Source organism: Shewanella schlegeliana (genome assembly GCF_016765635.1).
Classification (GTDB): domain Bacteria; phylum Pseudomonadota; class Gammaproteobacteria; order Enterobacterales; family Shewanellaceae; genus Shewanella; species Shewanella schlegeliana.
Genome location: NZ_JAESVD010000003.1, coordinates 1 through 21,686, shown reverse-complemented (window position 1 = coordinate 21,686; position 21,686 = coordinate 1). Strand labels below are relative to the sequence as shown.

General features: G+C 38.7%; 16 protein-coding genes. 10 read left to right on the top strand and 6 right to left on the bottom strand.

Annotation, left to right across the window (positions count from 1 at the left end; genetic code table 11):
• Positions 1-52: 52 nt before the first annotated feature.
• Both JMA39_RS21390 and JMA39_RS05540 read right to left on the bottom strand, forming a co-directional pair.
• Entirely contained in the window at positions 53-1,453 is a 1,401-nt protein-coding gene (locus JMA39_RS21390; RefSeq protein WP_202720848.1) for a DEAD/DEAH box helicase, read from the bottom strand.
• Positions 1,454-1,457: 4 nt separating this feature from the next.
• A complete protein-coding gene (locus JMA39_RS05540; RefSeq protein ID WP_202720847.1) occupies positions 1,458-1,982 on the bottom strand; it encodes a hypothetical protein in 525 nt (174 codons plus the stop codon).
• 220 nt (positions 1,983-2,202) lie between these two features.
• Between JMA39_RS05540 and JMA39_RS05535 the strand changes: the two genes are divergently transcribed.
• Positions 2,203-2,529, top strand: a complete 327-nt coding sequence (locus tag JMA39_RS05535; protein WP_202720846.1) for a helix-turn-helix domain-containing protein — start codon at positions 2,203-2,205, stop codon at positions 2,527-2,529.
• Positions 2,530-2,617: 88 nt separating this feature from the next.
• Here JMA39_RS05535 and JMA39_RS05530 read toward each other — a convergent pair whose 3' ends face one another.
• Positions 2,618-8,383 (bottom strand): ATP-binding protein, encoded by a 5,766-nt coding sequence (locus JMA39_RS05530; protein ID WP_202720845.1) that lies wholly within the window; start codon positions 8,381-8,383, stop codon positions 2,618-2,620.
• A 229-nt stretch (positions 8,384-8,612) separates the two neighbouring features.
• Between JMA39_RS05530 and JMA39_RS05525 the strand changes: the two genes are divergently transcribed.
• The 9 genes from JMA39_RS05525 (at position 8,613) to JMA39_RS05485 (ending at position 18,870) form a co-directional block, all read left to right on the top strand.
• Complete coding sequence (locus tag JMA39_RS05525) at positions 8,613-9,422, top strand: hypothetical protein (RefSeq protein WP_202720844.1); 810 nt, start codon at positions 8,613-8,615, stop codon at positions 9,420-9,422.
• 431 nt (positions 9,423-9,853) lie between these two features.
• A complete protein-coding gene (locus JMA39_RS05520) occupies positions 9,854-10,312 on the top strand; it encodes a hypothetical protein (protein WP_202720843.1) in 459 nt (152 codons plus the stop codon).
• Complete coding sequence (locus tag JMA39_RS05515) at positions 10,305-11,351, top strand: serine/threonine-protein kinase (RefSeq protein WP_202720842.1); 1,047 nt, start codon at positions 10,305-10,307, stop codon at positions 11,349-11,351. Before JMA39_RS05520 ends, JMA39_RS05515 begins: the two co-directional genes overlap by 8 nt.
• A gap of 30 nt (positions 11,352-11,381) precedes the next feature.
• Positions 11,382-11,558 carry a hypothetical protein gene (locus JMA39_RS05510; RefSeq protein ID WP_202720841.1) on the top strand — a complete coding sequence of 59 codons (177 nt, stop codon included), beginning with the start codon at positions 11,382-11,384 and terminating at the stop codon, positions 11,556-11,558.
• Between the two features lie 382 nt (positions 11,559-11,940).
• Positions 11,941-13,176 carry a TniQ family protein gene (locus tag JMA39_RS05505; RefSeq protein ID WP_202720840.1) on the top strand — a complete coding sequence of 412 codons (1,236 nt, stop codon included), beginning with the start codon at positions 11,941-11,943 and terminating at the stop codon, positions 13,174-13,176.
• On the top strand, positions 13,170-15,275 hold the full coding sequence (locus JMA39_RS05500) for a type I-F CRISPR-associated protein Csy2 (protein WP_202720839.1): 2,106 nt from the start codon (positions 13,170-13,172) through the stop codon (positions 15,273-15,275). Before JMA39_RS05505 ends, JMA39_RS05500 begins: the two co-directional genes overlap by 7 nt.
• 9 nt (positions 15,276-15,284) lie before the next feature.
• Positions 15,285-16,382 (top strand): type I-F CRISPR-associated protein Csy3, encoded by a 1,098-nt coding sequence (gene csy3, locus JMA39_RS05495; protein ID WP_202720838.1) that lies wholly within the window; start codon positions 15,285-15,287, stop codon positions 16,380-16,382.
• A 1-nt stretch (position 16,383) separates the two neighbouring features.
• Positions 16,384-16,995, top strand: a complete 612-nt coding sequence (gene cas6f, locus JMA39_RS05490) for a type I-F CRISPR-associated endoribonuclease Cas6/Csy4 (protein WP_202720837.1) — start codon at positions 16,384-16,386, stop codon at positions 16,993-16,995.
• A 729-nt stretch (positions 16,996-17,724) separates the two neighbouring features.
• Positions 17,725-18,870, top strand: a complete 1,146-nt coding sequence (locus JMA39_RS05485; RefSeq protein WP_202720836.1) for a hypothetical protein — start codon at positions 17,725-17,727, stop codon at positions 18,868-18,870.
• 350 nt (positions 18,871-19,220) lie between these two features.
• On the opposite strand, the gene JMA39_RS05480 is transcribed toward JMA39_RS05485, so the two are convergent.
• The 3 genes from JMA39_RS05480 to JMA39_RS05470 are packed head-to-tail and all read right to left on the bottom strand — an operon-like array spanning position 19,221 to position 21,122.
• Entirely contained in the window at positions 19,221-19,826 is a 606-nt protein-coding gene (locus JMA39_RS05480; protein ID WP_202720835.1) for a hypothetical protein, read from the bottom strand.
• The gene (locus JMA39_RS05475) at positions 19,816-20,769 is read right to left on the bottom strand and encodes a hypothetical protein (protein ID WP_202720834.1); all 954 of its coding nucleotides are present in this window, start codon (positions 20,767-20,769) and stop codon (positions 19,816-19,818) included. Before JMA39_RS05475 ends, JMA39_RS05480 begins: the two co-directional genes overlap by 11 nt.
• Positions 20,766-21,122, bottom strand: coding sequence for a hypothetical protein (locus JMA39_RS05470; RefSeq protein ID WP_202720833.1), 357 nt, complete (start codon positions 21,120-21,122; stop codon positions 20,766-20,768). Before JMA39_RS05470 ends, JMA39_RS05475 begins: the two co-directional genes overlap by 4 nt.
• Positions 21,123-21,686 lie beyond the last annotated feature (564 nt).

The window sequence follows — 21,686 nt, the reverse complement described above, 5'->3', positions numbered from 1 at the left end:
AGAGGATTTAGTCGTTTGGAGAATACCTCAAATCAAATTTATAGACCTTAGCTCAACTACTCAGTAAATGAGTATCAAACATCCTCACTATTTGTTCTTTGTATCCGCCTAACAGGGCCAAGTTGTAACTGTTCTCTTCCTCAATATCAGTTAGATGTGGTGGGATGGCTGCTTTAGTGGATAGTGATATATCTGAGAAGTGTAGATTGCTGCTTACGTCGTGGTTAAACTCTGTAGAGGTCGGTTTATGAGATAAAGCCAAGTTTAGTTCTTGTTGCTCATCTTGTTCAAAAACGACGGACATATCGGGAAGATCCTGATCGATACGATAAGCAAATTCAATAAAGCTAGCTTCAGCTAAAGTGAATAACCAAGCTTGTTGAGCATCACAGGAAGTGACTCTCAAGATCCGACCTAACACCTGGCGATAATGCATCTCTGTTTTGATGCGACTCAGGTGACAGCAAACTTGTAGCCTTGGAATATCAGTGCCCTCAGAGATCATACCAACACTAACTATCCATTGAATATCGCTCTGTCTAAAAGATTTAATCGTGTGTGAAGGATGCTTCAACTTGGAGGTAACGATACAGGCCGTTTGCTTAAAGTCGGTCACTAGCGTTTGGTAAAGCTGTTTAGCGTGCTTAATTGATGAAGCAACAATAAGTCCACCTGCTAAGGGAGAGGTTCTACGTATATCTTTTAGTTTACCAACGCCTTGATTAAGCATGTAATGACAAATTTGCTGATTATGTATTAGTGCTTCATAGCCGAAACTTGAGCCTTCTAATAGCGCTGCTATAGAGGTAAACGTTTCAGATTCCCAATTGTCATTTAACCTGATTTTATCGTTATCTATTAGCGCTATATTAGGTTGTCTACATACAGCATCAGTAACAGCCTGTTTTAAACCATAAACAAAATCACAGTGAATCGTGTTATCAGGCTCAGTGAATTTCGATAATACGATAGGAGCAGCATCTGAACGCCAAGGGGTGCCAGACAAGGCCAATGTATACTTGGCTTTATCTTGAATATTAACAAGAACCTCTTCTCCCCAGGCATTGGCATTATTAAGCTCCGTGCCTTTTAAATGATGTACTTCATCCATAATAACCAAGACATTGTGACTATGAAGCAGTTGCCAGAAAGCAGGTGTTAAAGAGGACATAGATTGGTAAGTGAAAACGCTTCCTATCGCTCCTATTAAACCGTCAAAACGTTTTTGTAGTCGACGTGAAAAAGTCGATCTAATGCTCTCGTTAACTTCTGATGATGGTGAGAAACATAAGACAAAGTCAACGTTACCCATCTCGATTAACTTTGCTGCTAGCTCAGCAGCCATGACCGTTTTACCAGCCCCTGGCGTTGCTAAGCACATAAAGTGGCTTTGTGATTGGTAGACCTTAAGTGCCTTTTTAACGCAAGCATGCTGCCATGACCTTAGTTTCACAGCATTACCCTTCTAACGTGCTAATACAGGCTTCTACGGCTTTAATCTTACCAACCATTGATGAGCTTTGATTACGTGCATCCATATAGCGGCAATATAGAGTCGCTTTTGTTTCAGGGTACTCGTGAAATAGCCGTTTAAACTCCTCGGCTTCACCAATATGTCCCAACAGGTCAATTTGATATTGGTTAAGTGTGGCTTTGAGTTTCTGTAATTGAGCTGTACCGCGGTTCACTACACTCGGTTGTGGCGTTTGGCTGCGTGGTTTACTTGGATATAGACGACTCTCATCAAAAGTTAATGTCTTAGAAAATAATACCTTTTTGCTATCAGTACGCTTTTCTAGGAACCCAATTTGGCATAATTTGCTGAGTGTTCTATGCACTAGTTGGCTGGCATCTTTATTTTTTGTGGCTGGAACTTGTTCTATGAACAATTTTTTCAACTCAATAGCAGTAAATTGAGACAGTGTTTTACTTTTTAAGATACTAATAAGTATTTTGTTTATACGGATTTTTGATTCGTTCACGGTATTTACCAATTGTTAATAATTTCAATATGTAATGAGCCAATCCGTGACGTTTTTCTTATTGTTTTCCTCTATCTGTTCTCCCTCTTATCGATTCGATTCTTATCTAATTAGGCTAAAACTTGACAATGTCACTTAAAAAGCTAAGGATTCCTTAGTATACCTTAAGTGAAAAAACTAAGACAATCTAAGTTATCTAGGATCAGACAATAATGAACAAGTGTCAGAAAAGCAGATCAATCCACTGCCGCTTAGGCTTAAGCAGGCAAGAAAAGCGCTGGGTATCAGCCAAAAGCAACTGGGCATTCAGTTAGGAATGGAACCGGGGACGGCAAGCGCACGCATGAATCATTATGAGAAAGGCAAGCATACTCCCGATTACGCCACGCTAAAAGCGATGGCGGACGAGCTAGGTGTGCCTGTGGCTTATTTTTTCTGTGAGTCAGAAAAGAGTGCCCAACTACTATGTCTTTTAGATCAAATGAGTGATGAAGAAAAAGATATTTTGATAGCGCAGTTGTCTAAATCTATCGATAGAGGCGAGTAGGAATTGGACAAAAGTGAATTATAGCTTTTGTCCAATATTGACTTGAAAACATTGTTAAAATTTAAAAGGTAATATTTCCTGACGATTTTTATTCAATAGTAAAAACTAACTCTTCAATCACATGCTCTCGAAAAGTATCTTTAGATGAAAGGACTGTAACCTTACAAGAGTAGAAGTATTTCTTTTTAGTACTAACCTGCAACCAACGGGCATAATTATCTTTTTGTACTGCGGTATAAGAGCCACAAAGAGAGCGAATACCTTTGGGGTGAACTGGCAGCCAATCATTATACCAATACGAAGAAAAACCAATTTTGGTATCATCAACCGAATAACAAAATTGACTACCAATAGATGAACCGACTAGCTGCTTTCTATCAATATTACACATAGGAATATAAAGACCTCTAGATTCAAGGTCTGAATGCCAATGTCCGTATCTCATGAATGGGAAAGGAGTAACAGCTAACATCCTACTTTCGGATTGTTTTTTAACGTCAAACTCATAAGACAGCTCTGGCTTCAGAAGAGAAGCAACGGTTAAACAACCCATGCGTTCTTGTATTTCAATATTTGTAGTTTCTTCAAAACCAGCTGTTGCTTTAACCATTGTTAAATCAATCCAACAATCGTTATCAAGCTTAATTGGCATCGAAAGAGCTAACAAATCATGGGATTCGTTAGCTGTAGTAAAGCGGAATAATATGTCTTTAATAAACCGAATCAAGTTATCTCTGTCAGGGAGTATTTCACTTTCCCATTCAGGTACCCATGTCGGTTTTCTAGGTACGAGTCCTATAAATGCGGGCTCGATAGGCAATGCAGGTATTGATAAATGTGCTGCGTAAGAATCTGGCATACCGAAGAACTGCTTTGCATTCTCTATTGTTCGCAAATAAGCGGAACGACCACGATGACTTGCTTGCGTGTAAAATTGACCTGTAGTTCTTTGTCTATCACCACCCATAAAGTAATCAATAGTTGTCGCTGATGATGGAATATATTCAAAAGTATTATTCCACTCAGAGCGATAGTGGTCAGTGAAAGCTAGGCCCGTTCTTTCCTCTTCTTTCTTGAGCCATGAGTGATACAAAAATGGAACATGGCTTCCTTGATAATATTCAAATCGATGATTATCACCATCTAGAACTGCAAAAGGAGTGAATACATAAGCATCTCTTCCGAAATCCAGGGGGGTTGTAATTAACTCATTGAGAATTAAATCAGACAGTGTAGACCTTGCATTTACATACTGCCCTAAATTAGTAGGACAACTATACCCTTTAGATTTGGCGACTAAAAATACACATAGTACTTCTACGCATTCAGATTCCTGCTTTCTATTAGCTAAGTCTTGTTTTAACAAGTCTTCAATTCTTGAGTGTTTCTCAACTAATAGACATGAAATTTGCTCTATTACCCATAGTTTAATGGATGGGATGGGGAGCTTAAGCCTTGCAACTAAGCATTTAGTTAAAGCTTCTTCTGCAGAGTCGTCTCGTTGCCAATCCCAGGTTGGTTTTGTTAGCTTTAGATTACGTACGCTTTCTTCTAAGCTTTCAACCATCTTGAATGTCAGTTGAAGCGCTTCTTCACTTCTACCACTTTGAGATAATAAAAATACTAATTTATCATTAGGAATAATTAAGTCACCAAACTTACTTTTCCAACTAGCTGGCTCAGATGTAGTTAGCTTAATAAACTCATCAATTTTTTTAGGATATTGTTCTGCAACAATTTTAAGTCTAATGATGCTGTTCTCAGAACTCTCATACCAATCAGACCAACCATTCATTGCATTATGAGCGGCGACCAACAACTTAAATGCTTGTGCTTTGCCGTTCAGTTTTCTCTGGCTTAAAAACAGTAAATCTAGCAAGTATCGCTTATCATCAAGACGATCAGTGAGTGTTGGTATTTGCGGAATGAATAGTTGTAGTAACTCAAGTTCCTTATCTTGCTCAACCCAATGTTGATACCACGATTTCCAGAATTTACGAGTACTGTATTTCCCTTTTAGAGCGGCTACCAGTTCTTGGTATTTTTCTGGCGGGTAATCCGATGGTTGTAATGTTATTTTATCATCGAACTCATCTGTCTTCGAATGCTTATCTTCTGACGCTCGTTGAACATTAATACCAAGTAAGCACTCAATTTCATTTGAAATCTGAATAGCAGTTGCATCTCCATTTTCAATTTGCTCTCTGAGTTTTTGATGATTGGCAGAATCTAGACCTGTAAGGTACAAACTCTTTACTATAGGTAAAGAAAAACTACACCTTTGAAGCAAGCTCAAAATGGCCTCTTCAGCATAGGACCATTCCCCATCGATGAGGTTCTTTTCATACATTGAAGCTGCTGTTTGCGGGTTTAACCTCGCAACTAAGGATGATAATGAGGACGTAGAATGTCTAGTTCCATCTCCATCGGTAAACTCTGAGATATTGAAAATGATTGGTGAGATTCTTTCTAATACTGTCAGGGCTGAATCTGGATCTATCGCAGAAAGATAATCTACAGCTTTCAAAATATCAAAGATCATTGGATCTTTGTGATGCCCATAACCAAGTACAAAGTCCCATGTCTTTTTTAAGCATTCTTCATACAACTCTAACTTATCATGAAAAAATGCTATTTGAGCGAGTTCCAGATATGCATTAGAGTTTTCAATTGTACTTTCTAGTTCATTTATTTGGCGATTAGAATCACTTTCTATTAGCAATTCTACAGCCTCATCACTAAGTAACTTAAGACCAATGTCTTTATACCAAAGCCTCAGCCAGTCAACCCTATATAAGCCGCTATCAATTGTATGTTTCAACTCATCACGTTCAATTTCAGATTTGGTTGTTATAAGGTGGCAGTCTGCTGCAATTTCAATCCACTTTCGCTTTAGTGTTATATCTGATCTACGACTCTCCCATTGGATCTCATCCAAAATTGGAGCGGATGGAAATATCGAACAAACAAAGTCAAAGTGTAATGAATTTCCTGCTACAAGCTCACGAGAAATCCAGTCTGATAATTCATTGAGTAAATGATAGTGATTGGAAGTATCTACTTGTTCTGAAGAAGCACTGACAGGCAGCCAAGAGTAATCGCCTTCAGCATTTAACCTGATACAAAGAGAAGAAAAGAACCAGTCATAATAATCACTGGATGCTTTCACCTTAAATTGTGAAAGCGAAGTACTAACAAAATCATAAGCAGTTATGCTTGAAAATTTATGTTTAGAATACAGATCAACAAAACAAGATAACTTTTGTGATGAGAAATGTTTATATTCAGGCCTACAGGTAATATCTGCATCTTCTACAATACTTAGCCTAATGGCACCCAGTTCGAATTGAAAAATTTGAGGTGCTTTGGCTGGTAAGCAATCCCAAGCCCTTAAAAGTAAACCGAGATCCTTTTTTATCAGACATGCATTTCTAAAGCTTGCTAAACATCCTTCAGACCAATCGGAAAAGATTTCATTTTCAAAAATCACATCATAGTTAAGGCTGTCGGTTAATACTCCTGCTTTTATCAATGCAGTTACTTCGGCTTCATCGTTCTGTGAGTGTCGTGAAGATAGTAGCTTTGTTTTTGATCTATACCTGTCTATAGCACTCATTGATAAGAGCTTGGCTTGTTCTCTTTTTCCTGTAGACCACAAGACAATTGCCAATATAGCGAGTTTGATTGGCGAGTACTCATTCTGACCAGAAATTATTTCATTCAGAGAAGGCTCGTCTGCGTTAACTAATGACAGTATCCCAAGACTAGTGGAATCCCATGTCTGGAACTCAGGGCCATTAAATAGTCTGGTTTTCAGTTCTCGATGTCTAAATGCCTCTGCATATTTAAGTTCTCTAAACGCATATGTTTCTGCTTCGGATAGCAGCCGAATACACGACTTAACAGGCATTCCAATAACAAGTTTATCGAGTACCCAATCTCGAGTAACACCAAGTCGTAGCTCGGAAGAGTCGCCAGCTCTAGCTTGGCTAGACCAAAGCCAGTTATCTTTTAAGTGTATTGGTGCTTTTGAGCACAACCAATCACACACGCATGGTAGCAATGCGTTTATTCGCTGTTGGTGATCTTCTTGGTTTTGAACAAACACCACTAAACTTTCATGGAAAGGCCTTGATCCTGATATTCCTTCAGACAGCATATGCGCCACTGCATCTACACTAGGTGCGTAGTCATGTTCGTCTTTTACAACGGTACCAATCGCTTGTCTCGGCCAAGCAAACTGAAAACCACTACAAAGATGTAGAACATCTTGTTGCCTATAAGTGAGGCTACGCCACAGTTCTGAATAGTAAGTAGTGATATTGCCATCGGAACACGGAGGAAGTCTCTCAACTTGGTATGATGAAAGTGCTAAGCCATTTTGGGAAAGAAACTCAACTGAATAAATTAAATGTAGAGGATATCCATTGGTATTATCTAACAATGCCCTTGCACTTTTTTGAATCTCTTCATCCACATGATCATCATGGCAGTTCATGAATAATCGACCTGACTCAACATGTAGTTTTAAAAACTCATATATGGAATTGCCAGACATTTCAGGCAACCAGTGCCAATTCCGCTTCGGTGAATGAGTAAGTAGTATCCTAGGAAGTAATTCATCATCAACTGGTTGCGTGCCAACAAGTATTACTAAGTTATCTGTTGTAGGTAACAGTTGTCTGAAAGTTTCATCTAATGGTTTCTTATTTTTAGCATTGTCTCGCCAAACATGATCTAGGCCATCAATCAGTACTACAAAGACCTTTCCTTTGGTTTTGTAGTAATCGGCGCAAGACTTTAATGCTTCACGTAAGTTTTCTGGTTGAGAAGTATCCGCACCGATCTCTTTGTGAAAACTATTAATTTGATACAGCAGAGATTCGGCAACAACTCTTGGGCTTAGCCTGTCGTCCGTTGAATCTCCCAGCGATAAGAAATAGTGGTGGCGCACTAGCGGAATGTCTTGTAGCTCTAATGACTGACATAGATATGATAAATATGTACTTTTTCCCGCGCCAGGCTTACCTGTTAGGGTTATTACACCACCACTTGAATTGATAATGTTAGTAAATAATCCATTATGAAACTCGTTATTTGGAAGACTGTAGTCCTTTGGTACGGAAAATATCTCCGGAATAGGCTCAGGTCTTTTCGGTGATAAGACTTCTCTAACATGGTTAAGGCGAATCCAGCCGTTTTCAGGTGGATTGTTTTTGAACATTGCCCACTCTCGAGATCTTGCTATAAGCCGCTCAACACCTGCATGATCGGAAAATTTTAGCAGCTCAGAACGAACACTACGATTTGTCGCTGGATAGTCGTAATCACTGTGTTGAATAGTTAATCTCGAAAAAAATAATTTAGCAGCTTCACAACTTCCCAGTTGATGAATTATCTTACTCTGCGTGTCGGTATCAATTTGAGTGAAATTGATATTTTCCTCACATAAACAAGACTCCATAACCCTATCTGGCCGCTTGTTGGTTAGCAAAACAACATCACCGAGCTTTTCATCGGGTACAGCGGAAATAGCATCAAAAAGTTTTTTAAGAATTGAACGAGACTTCGCCGTTTTCCCTGAAATTTTTAAAAGCCAATCCCAAGTGAGGCCATTCTCATGCTTTTCTGAAGAAGGAGTAAACTTGACCTGCCAAAAATCTTTAACACCATCTGGACGCTCACAAACAATATCATCTATCCCTTCCGGAGCTTCATTTCCATCTCTGTCAGCCTCGAAAGCCACTCTCAAATATCTAGTAGGACTATGGATCCACTCGGCAAGTAGTTTCACTCCTTGTAGAGTTTGATAATCGTATCCAGTATAAATAATTGCGGAATTTTTGACTTTCATATCAATTTTTCTAATCTGCCAAGTATAAAATCCATGTTATACGTAATTTCTATAAAAATCATTGATTAAGGTGGGTATGGCTATCATCTTTGAGATGTACAGCTTTGTTCGATATTGATTTTCACGAGCGATCTAAACCCTAACATTTTCTGTTCTTTAGATACGGCAATTAAACTCATAAAGCGTACTCTAAGTACACTAACGAAAAGTACGAATAAGGAATTAGTTAATGGCACTCCCAACCAACAGCCCTACAGCTTTCTGTAAAGCTTTTATAGAGCGAGAACTGAAAAGTAATAAACAAAATCATATATGGATGAGCTATTGGCCTGTGATGGAGAGAATGCTAGAAAGAGCTGATGAGCTCACTCTAGTATTCCATGAGTTGATAAAGAAATTTGGATACTCTGATAAATTTGATGGATATCCCCCAAATAATGCGTACATATGGTTAACACTTGAATATATTTGGATGAGTATTGATTTTTGCAAAAATGATGTAGTCCAAGTTAGATTAGATTTAAAAGAATTAAATACACTTAAAGAGGAAATAGTAGAGCTTTCCGAGAAACTAGCTTTTGCTCTAAGAAGACAAGATGAAGTCTATGAATTATCTGGATTTCAAAAAAGTGACTATCAAACAACTGTTGATATGATTGAACTGGCAAGCGAAGATAATCACTTATACCAAAGCTATGTTTCAGATAAAATACAGTCCTTACGTGGTCAGTTTGATCTAAAATATTGGCCTACAAGAGCTGACGTTGCTGAGTCTATAGCTTCTTTTGAGAAAATTCAGCCGTCGCCTAGTCACAGCGAGCTCCCTGAAAGCGTTTTAAAAGGCAGGGCTTCTGACATTAAAGACTTTGTATTGGCTTTTGACTACAGTTTTGATGGTTTAAATGGTCTACCCTCAGACTTTCGTTTTAGTAACAATGCATTAGCAGATATTATAAACGTGATATTGGATCTCTCTTCAGATAGGCTCGCCACTGGAGATGCAATAAGGATAGTGAGAAACCGTCACAACAGAAATTAAATAGAAGTCTGGTACTGATTCAAGCGCTACATGATGTCAGTGTTGAAGAAATAGGGGGAGACTCTTTAACCGTCTTTCTTTTGCACTAGCCGGAATAATACAAGTGCACAAAATATATTTGTTTTGTATTTAACCATTTTGGACAGAACTAGCTAGATCTCTGATTTTAACTAGTAATAATTTGATTAGTACAAGTAATCAAATTATTCGAAAGCCCTAATTTGATACGCAACTACATTTATCTTGCAAAATACAAGACCTGAACCCGTAATCTGGATGTGTCTACGTGCGTCTGTGAACGTTTTTTGGGGGAGCCACATACACGAGGGGACACATTTTCTGAGGGTTGTAGCGTCTGCAATAAGTATGTATTGAATAATGTAACCCAATGATTATACTTGGCAACTATCTTTTCTACAGTGGAAGTTATCATGCGAACACTAGGCTTAAGAGTATCACCAACAGAAGTTACATTTTGTATTTTTGATTCAGATGAAAACCGAATTATAAACGTCGAAGAAGTCTGTATCCCTAATGCCCTAGAGACCCCAGAGAAACTAAAATATGTTCGTGCCACTCTTTTAGATATTTTACGAGAATTCAAAGTAGAAAAAGCTGGAATTAGGTTATCAGAGCCTACGGCAAGGCAAGTTAGTATTGAGCGTGTACAAATAGAAGGCGTTATTCAAGAAACTTTCGCTTCAAGTACGCTTAAAGCTCACTACCAAGGAGCAATAACGACCATTGCCTCAAAGTTACAGATTACTAAAACGAAGGTGAAAAGCCTTATTAAAAATGAGGAAGATTACGCCGAAGTCAATGACTGGGGGGCATTTTCAGACAAAGAACGTGAGGCAATCTTAGTTGCAAAGGGGGCTGTAAATGTCTAGATATCAAGTAGCAGAAGTTACCTTTGAGATACTTGAAGATATTGGACAAGAAGGTAAAAACTCTGACGTTTATAGGATATTGGACTCTGCTCTAAACGCTGAAATGGTGCTCAAGAGAATTAATAAAGCTAACTTTTCCGATGCAGAACAATTTTTCGACGAGGCAAGAAAGGTCTACGATAACAAACATCCAAATGTTGTAGAAGTCAACTATGCCTGTCAGGATAATGATTTTATTTACATCACTATGCCCTACTACCAAAATGGATCTTTGAGTGGGATGATGAACCAAAGGTTTCTCACTTTAAGAGAGATAATTCGTTACTCTGTCCAATTCATTAGTGGCTTACACAATATCCACTCTAACAACCTACTGCACTTCGATTTAAAGCCAGATAACATTCTGCTCTCTGACCGTAATGAGGCCATGCTTTCTGATTTTGGCCTTGCTATGCACATGGATGAGTACGGCTTTACAACACCAAAACAATTGTACAGTAAGCATGTGCCCCCAGAGGCGATAAACACACGAGAATTCTCCACTAGCTTTGATATATACCAAGCTGGCCTAACAATGTATCGAATGTGTGTCGGCAGTGACTGCTTCAACTCTCAGTTCGATTCTTACTCTCTAGGTGGAGCTTTTGATCAAGGTAAGTTTTTACAAGACCTTGGAAATGGAACTTTCCCTGACAGAAATTTAATCCCTACACACATACATAAGAAAGTAAAAGACGCGATAACAAAGTGTCTCGAAGTCGATCCCGACAATAGGTTTGAAACAGCCCTTGAGATTATCAATGCGATATCTGATGTGGACGAAAATTACCTAGATTGGGAGTATGAGCAAAATGAGCATATACGAAAATGGTCTAAAAGATCATCATCAGGTGTATTACACTGTCTACAGATAGATACGGATCGCAAGTCCACTGCGTTCAAAATAGGTACGACGGATAAGCGAACTGCAACTGCTAATTACAGTAAAGATTACTTAACTGACGCAGAGCTAAAGCGGTTCTTAAGACAAAGTATCTAACGACTACTGTATGACTAAATAGGAGGTCGCATGAGTAAAAACAAAATAAGTATTAGAGATAGCTTTTGCAGCCGATCTTCTCTTGCTAAACCTGTTAATTCTAAGCTCAGTTACAAAGAGCGCATAGCTTTAACTGGTAGAAGTAAGCAAGATAAAGGTGTTGATTTTAGCGCCCCTATCAGTCCTTCTGGACATATTCGACTCTAATAGCTTGAAAGCCGCAATCGCGGCTTTTTAATGCTTGCAACTCAGTGATCATCGTTGCGCATCTCCTCTAAGTCATCTTTTTCTTCTGGATCTTAGCTTCATAGGGAGTCATTTTGTACTCAAAACCAAAGACAACTTCTCGTGGTTTTCGAACACCATAGTTCTCATTGAACGCACTATTCCCTTTATCTTCTCAGTATCAGTCCCGAACTTATCAAGATGTTTCATATAATCGATAAAGCACGTCAATAAATATGGTTACTCGTTTAGAGATGGCAAGCTCGTTTTGGGGTAGAAACTATTTAGTACGCTTTAATTTTCCTTGCAAAGTAGCTCTAGATTGAATAGTTTATAACTAAGACTTCCTTAGTTTTGGTGCTGTATGGCTTTTCTCTTTTCTCCTAAAGCACGAGCATTCTCTGATGAGTCACTGGAAAGTTACTTGCTGCGAGTCGTAGCTGAGAACTTTTTTGACTCGTATCAGCAGTTAAGTTTGGCCATTCGCGAAGAGTTGCATGAGTTAGATTTTGAGGCTCATGGTGCATTTCCTATCGAGCTAAAACGCCTTAATGTTTATCACGCCAAGCACAATAGCCACTTTAGAATGCGGGCGTTGAGCTTGCTTGAATCCCTCCTTGATTTACCACCACATGAGTTACAAAAACTAGCCTTACTACGCTCTAATAGAACGTTTGTGGGAGGTATGTCGGCAGTACACCGTAATGGTGTTGATATTCCGCTGAGCTTTATTCGCTGCGCTGATGAAGCTGGTATTGAGACTGTGCCTATTTGTCCTCAATGCCTGAAAGAAGAGCCCTATATTCGCCAGGCTTGGTATATTAAGCCTGTTGAGGTGTGTGCCAAGCATGAGTGTGAACTGCTTCATCATTGCCCTGATTGCCAACAACCTATCAATTATATTGGGAACGAATCTATTGCTCATTGCGTTTGCGGCTTTGAGTTTGCCACAGCTCCGAGCGAGAAAGCCGATAGCCAAGCGGTTGTATTGTCCCGTAGCTTGTTTGAAGGTGACGCTTTATCTAACAATCCTCTGTTATTTATGGGCACATCAGCGACTCAGCGATTTGCTGCTTTGCTTTGGTACCAGAAGCGTCGTGTTAAAAATGCTGAATGTATGCTACATGGATCAGTTGGCTACTTTGAAGATTGGCCATCAAGTTTCTACCGAGAACTCGATGTGGTGACTTCTGGTGCAGAGGCGAGGCTTATTGACCTATTTAATCGCACATCATTTCGGTCTATTTACGGAGAACTGATTCTGCAGTCTCAGTGTTTACTGCCAGAAGATAAAGAGCCGCATTTTATCCATCTTGCTTTGATGGATTACCTTAGCAAACTAGTTGAGTCACATCCAAAATCAAAAAAGCCTAATGTGGCTGATATGTTGGTCTCTGTGGCTGAAACGGCAGTATTACTTTCAACTACCCATGAGCAAGTATATCGACTCTACCAAGATGGCGTGTTAATAGCTGGAATGAGGCAGAAAATTCATACTCGAATTGATCCTCATATTGGTGTGTTTTACCTAAGGCAAGTCATCGAATACAAGGTGAGTTTTGGTAATGATAAACAAGGGATGTATTTATCAGCATGGTAGATAAACTGAAATTCCAAGAGTTGTTAGACATTGACGATATCGCTGAGCGTAATATTGCATTAAGGCGAGCATTTACCGCGTACACCGCACCGATAGATGTGACGGGCAGTGAAGCTGCTGCATTAACCATTCTACTTAATCTGACTTACCCTAGAAAACGGGTTGATGATCTACTTGATAAAAGGTTAGCCAAGCAAACACTCAATACTGATGCGCATATAGATGCTTGTGTTGAGGAGGTGCAATGGTTACATACGCATAATTTAAAGTACCCTGATATACGAGTCAGCAAACAAAGGCTGATTGCAGCATCTCCGTTTTCACATCCTCATGTATTGAGTAGCGCAAATTGCATTAGAGCTTTAGGTTGGTCACATGACAGTGCCAAAGTGAATCTAGCAAAGTTATTTAGCTGTCATTTTATCTGGCAAGAGCGTGTTTGTTGCCTCGCGATTCTTTTGGTTGAGCCTCCTAAGGAGTGGAAGACAGCTTTTCAGCAACTTGGTATGTCTGTGAAACACTTCATGAATGTGTGCGGCAGAGTAAAAGCTTCATTGCCTAACGATTATAGCCCCAATCGTGTCGATAAATATTCCATTCAGGTTCGTCTGCCTTATCGAGATGGCTATTTGGCGATAACGCCAGTTGCTAGCCACGCACTGCAAGCTGAAATACAACAAGCAGCAATGGCTAAGCAGGGCCGATACACCAATATTGAGTTTACGCGTCCTGCTGCTGTTAGTGAGTTGTCGGCTTCTCTTGGCGGCAACGTCAATGCGTTAAATTATCCACCTCGGATAGGAAGTGCAGCGCATGGATTAAGTGACTCTTGGGTATTAAAGGTTCAAGCCTGTCAAACTGTGCTAAACCAAGGCGCGTTATCACAACTTCGATTTAAAAAAGCCTTAGAGGGTCTTCTTTCAAACGGTTCTGAACTGGCATTGAAGCAACGTAGGCTGCAGAAAGTTGCTTGTATGAGGCAGGTAAGATCAACCCTAACTGAATGGTTATCACCATTATTAGAGTGGCGTTTAGAGGTGGAAGATAACAAGGTTAACGCTAGTAAACTCGCCTGTATTCATGGCTCATTTGAGTATCAGTTTTTAACTGCGCCAAAAGAAAACCTTATTGAGTTACTCAGCCCGATGTTTAGCCTGTTAAACACAGTACTGTCTAACTCAAATTCATTACAGAAATATGCTTTCCATCAGCGTTTGATGAAGCCATTAAAAAGCAGTTTGAAATGGTTAATCGATAACCTCTCGAAAGAACCAAATGCAGTAGCAATAGATCAAGATGAAGACAATCTGCAACGTTATTTGTATTTGGAAGGCATACGAGTATTTGATGCCCAAGCGTTATCTAATCCTTATTGTGCCGGCATCCCGTCGTTAACCGCTGTGTGGGGTATGATGCATAACTATCAACGACGATTAAATGAAAGGCTTGGTACTCAGCTTAGAATGACCTCATTTTCGTGGTTTATCCGTCAGTACTCATCTGTAGCAGGTAAAAAACTGCCTGAGTACGGTATGCAAGGGCCAAAAGAAAACCAGTTTAGGCGAGCTGGGATTGTAGATAACCGGCACTGTGATTTGGTGTTTGATCTCGTGGTGCATATCGATGGCTATAAAGAGGACTTAGATGCACTCGATAATTCTGTTGGTGCCATAAAGGCAAGCTTTCCTGCCAACTTTGCCGGAGGGGTAATGCATCCTCCTGAGATAGGCACTGTCAATGAATGGTGCGAGCTGTATCGTAGCGAAGCATCACTTTATTCAAAACTAAGGCGGCTTCCTGCATCCGGTAAATGGGTAATGCCGACCAGATATCAAATGGATAGTCTTGATGGGTTACTGAGGCTGCTGAAGCAACATGCTTCACTGTGTCCAGTAATGTCGGGTTATCTGTTGTTGGGAGCTCCTGAAAGCCGCAAGTATTCGTTCGAGCCATTACATTGTTATGCTGAGCCTGCAATAGGAGTGGTTGAGTGTGCCACTGCTATTGATATAAGGTTGCAGGGGATGAGTAACTTTTTTAGGCGAGCCTTTTGGATGCTCGATATAAAAGAAACTTTAATGCTAATGAAACGGATTTGAGGAAGCTTTATGGAGTTATGCAATGTTTTAAAATATGACCGCTCCTTGTACCCAAGCAAAGCGATTTTCTTTTATAAAACTGCTGAAAGTGATTTTGTCCCTCTTGAAGCTGAAATAAACCGAATTCGTGGTCAAAAAGCGGGTTTTACTGAAGGCTTCACTCCTCAGTTCAAATCTAAAAACTTAGCGCCGCAAGATTTAGCCCACTGCAATCCCCTTATCCTTGAAGAGTGTTATGTACCGCCAAATGTCGAGCATATCTATTGTCGTTTCTCATTAAGAGTACAAGCTAACTCCCTTAAACCTGCTGGTTGCAGCGAACCTACCATATTCGCGTTACTTGAAGAATTCGCAGCCACATTTAAAGCGTGTGATGGTTACAAAGAGCTAGCTACTCGATACTGTAAAAATGTGCTGTTAGGCACCTGGCTCTGGCGCAATCAAAATACCGGGAACTCTCAAATAGAGATTAAAACTAGCTTTGGTAACAGCTATCAAATAGCTAATACTCGTCAACTTGCTTGGGATAGTCGTTGGCCTGCCGATGCTCAGCAAGTATTAGAAGAGCTAAGTCATGAGGTTCATCAAGCGTTAACTGATCCTACAGTATTTTGGCATGCCAATATCACCGCAAAAATTGAAACTGCTTTCTGTCAAGAGATCTACCCAAGCCAGTCTTTTGGCGAAAAGGCGGCACAGGGCGAAGCCTCAAAACAATTTGCTAAAGTGAAGTGTGTTGATGGTCGTTATGCCGTTAGTTTTAATTCGGTAAAGATTGGGGCTGCACTGCAATTAATTGATGATTGGTGGGATGGTGACGGTTCAAAGCGATTACGTATTCATGAATATGGTGCAGATAAAGAGATAGGTGTAGCACGCCGTACTCCAGAATCTAAGCAGAGTTTTTATTCTCTGTTTGTTAACACTGAGCTCTATCTTGCAGAGCTTAAGCAACAGCTAGCTGAGGGGAAGTATTCGATTAGTCCCAATATCAACTACCTGTTTGCCGTGTTAATAAAGGGTGGCATGTTCCAGAAAAAGGCTGAAGCCAAAAGCAAATCAAAAGCCGAAGCCACAACCGCTAAAACAACCTCAGCGAAGGCCTAGTATGAAACGCTACTATTTTATGGTGCGATTTTTACCAGAACAAGCAAACCTCGCGTTGCTTACTGGGCGTTGCATTTCAATTATGCATGGCTTTATTTATAAACATAAAATAGAGGGGCTCGGGGTAAGTTTTCCAGCTTGGTCTGATGTATCAATCGGCAATATAATTGCGTTTGTTCACACTGATATAGGTGTATTGAACGAACTGAGGCAGCAAGGTTATTTTCAAGATATGCAAGAGTGTGGATTCTTTAGCATCGGTAATATTGAAGCAGTTCCAGATGGTTGTGCAGAGGTGAGATTTAAGCGTAATCAAAACATAGCAAAAATATTTGTTGGTGAAACTAGAAGACGATTAAAACGTTTAGAAAAACGAGCACTAGCAAGAGGGGAAGTTTTTAACCCAAATAAAAGCACCGAACCAAGAGATCGGGAAGCGTTTCACCGAATTGCCATGAGTAGCGATACAAGTCAGCAAGACTATCTTCTTCATATTCAGAGATGTATGGCCAACAAGCGAACGGAGCCAATGTTTAACAGCTATGGTTTTGCCACTAATAAACAGTTGAATGGTACGGTGCCAAACCTAGCTCACTTAGTTGAAACTATTTAACCTTTTTTCTATAGGTGAATCTTAAGTTGTTGATAAATTACTATGTTTTTCTTTGATGATTTATTAAGGTTAAAAGAGGGTATTTATAGTTAGCAATTGGTTTTAATAATGAAATTTTGATAAGTTCATAGTGACCTGCCGAATAGGCAGCTGAAAAGTGAAAATAATAATATAGCGGGTAAGCAAGGTCGTGACCTGCCGAATAGGCAGCTGAAAATGTTAGTGAAGTACAACCAATTAATCATGCTTTGATATCTGCCGAATAGGCAGCAAAACCTCTTCTTATTCTTATGAGAAGAGGTTTTTTATTGTTTTAATATGGGGCGCTGATAATGATGTTATGCCCTAAGGTTTACCTTTTTAGTTCTAAACAACTTTTGCCCCAAAATGCGTTAGCGCCAGCATTTGGTTCAATACAGCATCGATCTCTTTGCAATACTTTAACTCATCAGTTAGAAAGATAACTCTATCTGTTTAGCGGTACATCTGTTCACCTGTGTTTATACAGTATTATTAGATTTTTGCGAATATCCTCTAAATTAGGCGTAATCAGGTCACGACTTGCTATTGAGTGAAAATAAAAAACAATGTAGATTCAAGTAACTAAAAGAAGTGCATACTCGATATGCAAGAGGCACGAGGTAAATAAAGTGTGCGTTTTCGCTTTGATTGGTCTAACTGGGCAAACTCGAAAGGCGTGTATACAAATGTTACTTTTTTGGAGGCTTTGTGGGTAAATTCGTCAATCAAAAAAAACAGAATAAAGACGATTGGTTTAATTCTGTAGTAAAAAATGCAATTCTATTTTTGAAATCCTCAATTGAACACTTGGAAAGCTCTCCAAGAAATTCCGTTATAGATTTATATACCGCAATTGAGCTTTTATTTAAAGCAAGGTTAATGAAAGAGCATTGGTCATTAATCATTACTCGTCCAGAAGAAGCAAAGATTACAAGCTTTGAAAATGGTGATTTTCATTCTGTATATCTTGAGCAGTCTGAGAAAAGGTTAAAAAATATATGTGGTGAAAAGTTCAAAAAAGAAGCCATGGATAACTTCAAGGCTATAGGTGAGCATCGAAATCAAATAGTCCATTTCGCTCATACAGGTTTTGGTGAAAAAAAGAATGTAGTTATATTAGAGCATTGGGCTTCTTGGTATTATTTATACGATTTACTTAGTTCTCAGTGGGCGGAAACTTTTGATGATTATCGAAAGCACTTTGAAGAACTAAATAAAAGGATTTATAGAAACAATGAATTTTTAAAAGTTAAATATGACGCGATTAAAAATAAAATTGATATTGAAAAGAATAAAGGGAATGAAGTCGTAAGTTGCCCATCTTGCCAACTAAATAGCGCAGTAATTAAAAAAGTCAATTACTGGGGGAAAGATTTTGAATGCCTGGTGTGTGATGTAAAAGATGAAATCCCTATGGAGATTAAGGATTCAATTCCTTGCAATCATTGTAATAAACAAGTCTCATATTTTTTGCTTCCTGATGAGAAGTGTAATCATTGTCAAAATACAATTAGTGAAGAGTATGCATTATCTGAATACACAAAGTTATATCGTATTGATTATGTTGATGAAGGAGAAGAAGAAGATGATGATGATTTAGCTTGTTGCTATCCTATTGGTCATTGTCACAATTGTGAATCTGAAACACCTTCAGTTGTTGTAATTAACGGTATAGAGGTTTGTGTCTTCTGCAGGGTACAAGGCTGGCGTATTATGCTCTGCGAACGTTGTGATGAATATGTAACTGGAGATCGTGACAAAATAGTCTACTTCGCTTGTCACTTATGTGAAGATGACGCAAGGAGAGAATTTGATGCTCAAATGGCAGAATTTGAAGCTGAAATGGAAACATAAAAATATAACAAGACAATTTCACAAGGACTATAAACAGCGGGCCATAGCTTCGTAAGCTTAGCCTGTTAATATCTGGTGGCCTATATTTCTTAGTCTAAATATACATCATTTGAGTTTAGCACTAACAAACTTATGTCCACCCCTGTGTTTTAGCCTCTTTTTCTAAATTAGTAAGCAGTAGTGTAATTATCGTAACCGTTCACCAGACCCTACTTGTAAATAATCGTAGTTCTAGGTGGGAATAGTATCAATTGAGGCAATGGTTGATAGCTATAATTTACGTAACTTGCATCAGACCATCAGTCCCCCACAGGTGAACACTTACAATATAGATACTAGAAGATAGTGAACTAGTTAATTGGTTCAATAAAATCTACGTATATATATGAGAATAACCTAACTAGTATGCAAATAAAAAGCCAAATCCATGCACTCGTAACTAGTGCATGTGCCATCTTTATACATGTAACAGCTTCATTTGTAAGTTCATAATTTTTACGTAAATTACACAGTAACTGTTTAGCTAGACATATTTCCAGTTTTTTTGTACTTTTAGAAGAAATTAACACCTTCCAATCTAATTGATAGAATGGTGATACCTGTAATGCTTCATGAGACCACAAAGCACATCTGCTTAAAGTGATGATTGATAATAAAAACGAACAAAGTATTATAAAATTTAAAACTATTGGTCTTTCGCCACTCATTATAAAAGGAGTTAATGAAAGTAGCGTTGGAATTAATGCAGTAGAGATAGCAATATAGATTCCTGCTTTACTATCTGTAGTTGAACGTCGATTTTGTTCTTGGTCGTATAGGCGTCTAGCTTCATCCAATACAACTGTTCTGGCAGATTTTGGTTTTGAATTTTGAATTTTACAAATATCTTCATTAACTTTATCAGCAATGTTGTTATTGTTTCTTGTAAGTGTGGGCCAAAACAGATCAGCGTTCATCGTTATTCTCATTGATTTTTAATAACTCATCAACGATGGTCGAAGCTATTGGTAGTTTGGTTTGGTTTTCTATCCAAGCCCACTGACCATTTGGGTTGATTTCTAAAAACCAATAGTTGTTATTTTTGTCACAAATTAAATCTATGGCTCCGAACTTTAAACCCAACGTGTTTACTAACTCAATGCATTTATCTTTAATATTAGAAGGTATGTCTATATGTTCATGAACTAAGTTAATGTTACCACCTTTGCGCCAGTCAACTTCAGTCTCAGTAGTTTCTTGTGACCATATAGCTACAGGAAATACCTTCTGACCTACAACCGTAACCCTTACATCGAATCTTTTGATTATCTCTTGCTGAAAAATCGATGGTGCAAAAGAAATAGACGCTTCATGTTCGTGGGTGATTTTAGGTATTCGACTTGTAAACACAACTTTTTCATCATAACCGCTTATAAGTGCTTGACGTAAGGGTTTTGCTATAAGGTTTTTATTTGGTGTTCTAGATATAATATGACTAACGTTATTACTTATAATAGTTTGAGGTATGTTAAAACCAATTTCACTAGCTAATAAAAGTTGTCTTGGTTTATCTTCGGCTAAAGAAATATTTATTGGCGAACTAAACCATTTTCCGTCAAGTCTAGAATAGATGCTTTTTAAGAAAGCTAGCCACTCCATTTGTACGTATTCTTGTTCTTCAATTTTTAATGACTTAAGCCTGCAAATAGGTGCGCTTGGCCTCCTAAAATAGGCTGAGCTCACCGATTTCCCCTCAATATTACCTATATTCCAATCATCTAACGACTTGTAGCCAATAGAGCATTTATGAGCTGAAATGGTTTCTGTATTAAGTCTGTAGTACGGAACTTTTCTATTCTGCAACTCTCTGACGATATAATCAGTTGTGAGATCTCGCTGATTTGTTACTAAAAGAATCATACAATGTCCATACAACTAGAGCTATCATCTGACTCTTGAATGACGTCAGTTTTAGTTAGTAATTCGCTTAGATGACACAGTTTGCTATCCATATCATCACTTTCGACGTTTACTTTAGTTTTCGTTAGCATTTCTAGGCAAAATGACTCATCATCTTGTTCTACTCGAACACTAGTTTTTGTTAAAAGCTCTGCGTTTCTGGCATCAACAATATTAATGATAGGCGTGTTAGATTCATCTTCGACCCACATGTGTAATTGGTCACAATAGTGCCCACCGAGGGATGGAGCTGAAGATGCAACTCGTTGCGTCGCATAATTAAGTATAAATGGCTTAATCTGTTCTATTTGCATACCTCAATCCTTTGGTCGGTTTTACCGAGTAGTATAAATATTGTATCTCTCCTCACACTGCCGAGATGTTACCACAAAAAAATGAGTACAGGCATAAACCTAATTGAAACGGAGACTTATAAGTAAAGTAGCTTTGTAACTGGTTAATATCATTTTGGAGTAACTTAGGAAGTTTAAACTTTCGTCTTTACTTAATTGGTTCTCGTATTTCCAAACCAGCATCGAAGAAGGTAGCGTTAGCGGTGTGTCAGTTTGCCATACATCTCCTCATGCTAATTGTTACTTAAAGAGCTTTAACTCTAAACCGTTTCTGTCCAGCTTCGAGTCAGCGAGATCTGCGCTGACTCTGTGATCACCAAGCAATTCTGTCGTATCTTAATTACCAAGCAACTTTGTCATTGCTGTAACTACCAAGGGAAATTGACGTAACTCTTTTTTTGTGTCTTCTGAATAAATAAATTCAAAATTCAGAGGGCACTAAGGATGTTTTACATGGACTCCCAATCCCAATTCACTGTCGATATTATTTGTAAGGTTATCGATGGAAGGATCAGCATTACTAGT